Origin of the sequence: Stieleria sp. (assembly GCF_041595215.1) — a bacterium.
Classification (GTDB): Bacteria; Planctomycetota; Planctomycetia; order Pirellulales; family Pirellulaceae; genus Stieleria; species Stieleria magnilauensis.
In genome coordinates this window covers 1-2,234 of sequence record NZ_JBFHKV010001261.1, presented here as the reverse complement: position 1 = coordinate 2,234, position 2,234 = coordinate 1, and the positions used below count along the sequence as shown (strand labels likewise).

Annotated in this window: 2 protein-coding genes; both read right to left on the bottom strand. The window is 61.5% G+C overall.

Going from position 1 to position 2,234, the window contains the following annotated elements; translation table 11 throughout:
• Positions 1-536, bottom strand: a 536-nt coding sequence (locus ABX749_RS30355; protein ID WP_372899332.1) for an ATP-binding cassette domain-containing protein, incomplete at its 3' end; no start/stop codon positions are given.
• Positions 537-657: 121 nt separating this feature from the next.
• Positions 658-1,974 carry a hypothetical protein gene (locus tag ABX749_RS30350; protein ID WP_372899331.1) on the bottom strand — a complete coding sequence of 439 codons (1,317 nt, stop codon included), beginning with the start codon at positions 1,972-1,974 and terminating at the stop codon, positions 658-660.
• Positions 1,975-2,234 lie beyond the last annotated feature (260 nt).

Genomic DNA, 2,234 nt, shown 5'->3' with positions numbered 1-2,234 from the left:
TACAGCAGGACATCGGGTGACGCGGCAAGTGTGCGGGCGATTGCCAGACGCTGTTTCTGGCCGCCGCTCAGGTCGGCCACCGAGGTCTTCAGCGGGACCCCCAAGTGTTCCAGCCACTGTCGGGCGTTCCACGAGACCGGTTCGCTTTTCGGATTGCCGGCGCCGCGGTTGGGGCGATGGTCGATCGCGAATTGGACGTTCGCGGTGGCGGACAACTCATCGAAGAGCGCGAACTGTTGAAACACGATCCCGACTCGGGGACGTTCGGATTCGGTCTCGCTGCGTCCGATCGTCCCGGACCAGCGGATCGATTCACCCTGTTGGGGCAACAGTCCCGCCAAGATCCGCAACAAGACGCTTTTCCCCGCGCCGCTGCCGCCGACGACGACCGTGATCTTGGCTTCGGGGAATCTCGCATCGACCTGATCCAGCAAACAACGGTCACCTGCGACGACACACAAGTCCTTCAGGCACAGCGGACTGACCGGCATGTCTTCCAGTGCAGCGTCGGCGGTCGATTCGGGTTCAGGGGGCATAGGCTCAATCTTACCGGGCTAGCCGTCGAAATGAATGCCCACCGATGGCAAGCGGGCTGTCGGTGGGCTCAGTGGCGACTTCATTGCTCCGTGGCCCCTCAGCTTACAAGTCGCCACAGCGCTACCGTTCCGCCGCCAGATAAACGATCGGGTAGGGCATCGGGGTCCGGGCGACTTCGATGGTGCCGTTGCCGGCGCCGGTGTGCCAGGCGACGATCCAGCGGCGGTCCTTGCGCAGGATCTGGCTGCGGAGCACGCGGGCGAAATCGGGATTGATGCCGTCTTGTTCGGAACCAAAAATCTCGTCACCGATCTGGCGGATCACCGGTTCCAAACGCTGGCCGGCGATTTCAAAGGCCGCTTCTGCTTCGGGGCTGCTCCAAACCTCACGCCAGACTTTGTGCAGGCGTTCGTTATCGACAAAGGTTTCTTTCAAGATGGTTTGGACCAATTGGCGGCTCTGGGGATCTTCCGCGATCTCCTCGGCCACGCCGGCCAGTTCCTTGCGGATCGCCGGGCTGGCCGAAATGTCGCGGACGCTGCGTTGGATCGCGACGACGACATCGTCCATGTGTTTTTCCAACACCGGAACCGCTTCCTCTTCCACAAACCGCTGCCATTCTTCACGGACCAAGTCTTTTTGCGGCAACGGCGTCTTGTCATAGATCGCCCGCCATCCGAAACGGAACAGGGAGGCGCGGTCCCACATCTCGCGACCGATTTCTTCGGCCGGCGGTTGGCCGTGCTTCTTGACGATCGGCAAGATTTCGCGGCGGGCCATCGGGATCAATCGTTCCTGGACTAACTCGTCGTGCCAGCGATGAGCAGCCGCGTCCAGTTCATCGCGGTGCCGGGCGACGGCCAGGCGGAACTCGTCTTCGATCACCGGCAGCGATTTTCGAAAGCTGTCTTCGACCAGCGGAATGAAGGCTTGTGACAGATCCTCGCCGTGACGAGCCATCGCGGCGGACAACTGGTCGCGAATGACTTTCTGCTTCGCCGGCGGAAAGAGCGTTTCCACCACCTCGCTCAACCGTCCGGTGCTGTGGTGCTGAAACAGCTGGCACTCGTCGGCCGGGACGTCCCAGCTGTACCACGTGATCGAAACGCGGCGGCCTCTGGTGAGAGGTTCTGCGGGAAGGTCATCGGGCCGCTCGCCGTCGGGGGTGACGATCGCCGCAACGCGACCGACCTGATGATAGTCACCCTGCTCGCCGGCCAAAAAAACCGGATCTCCCGGCTGCAGTCGCCCGGTCGGATCGATGGCCACGATCTGCGTCTCCTGCCGTGCGACGTAGCGTGCGATCGATTCGAGCGTCTGTTGCGATTGGTCGTTTTGCTCGGTCGTCTGCATCCAGCGCGACGCGGCGACGCCTGTCGAAACCAGCGTGATCAGCCAGAATCCCAAGCCGACGATTCGTTTGTTCGTCCGTTTCAAATTGCGGGTTTCCGTGGTGAAAAAACAATAATCGGGAAGCGGGAGTGGTTCGTTTTTCGTCCGCACTCACCAAAGCTTGGCAAACCAATTAGAATGGCGGCTTCCTACCTTACCCCCTCCCGATTCCATTCTACGTGCGTCCGATGTCTGCCATGCAACAATTCGTCGCCCCTTCGCGTCTCCTTGTACCAGTTCTGTTCGCCGCGTTTCTAGCCGTTTCGGTCCGCCCCGCCGTCTCCGATGACAAGCCGGAGGCCGCG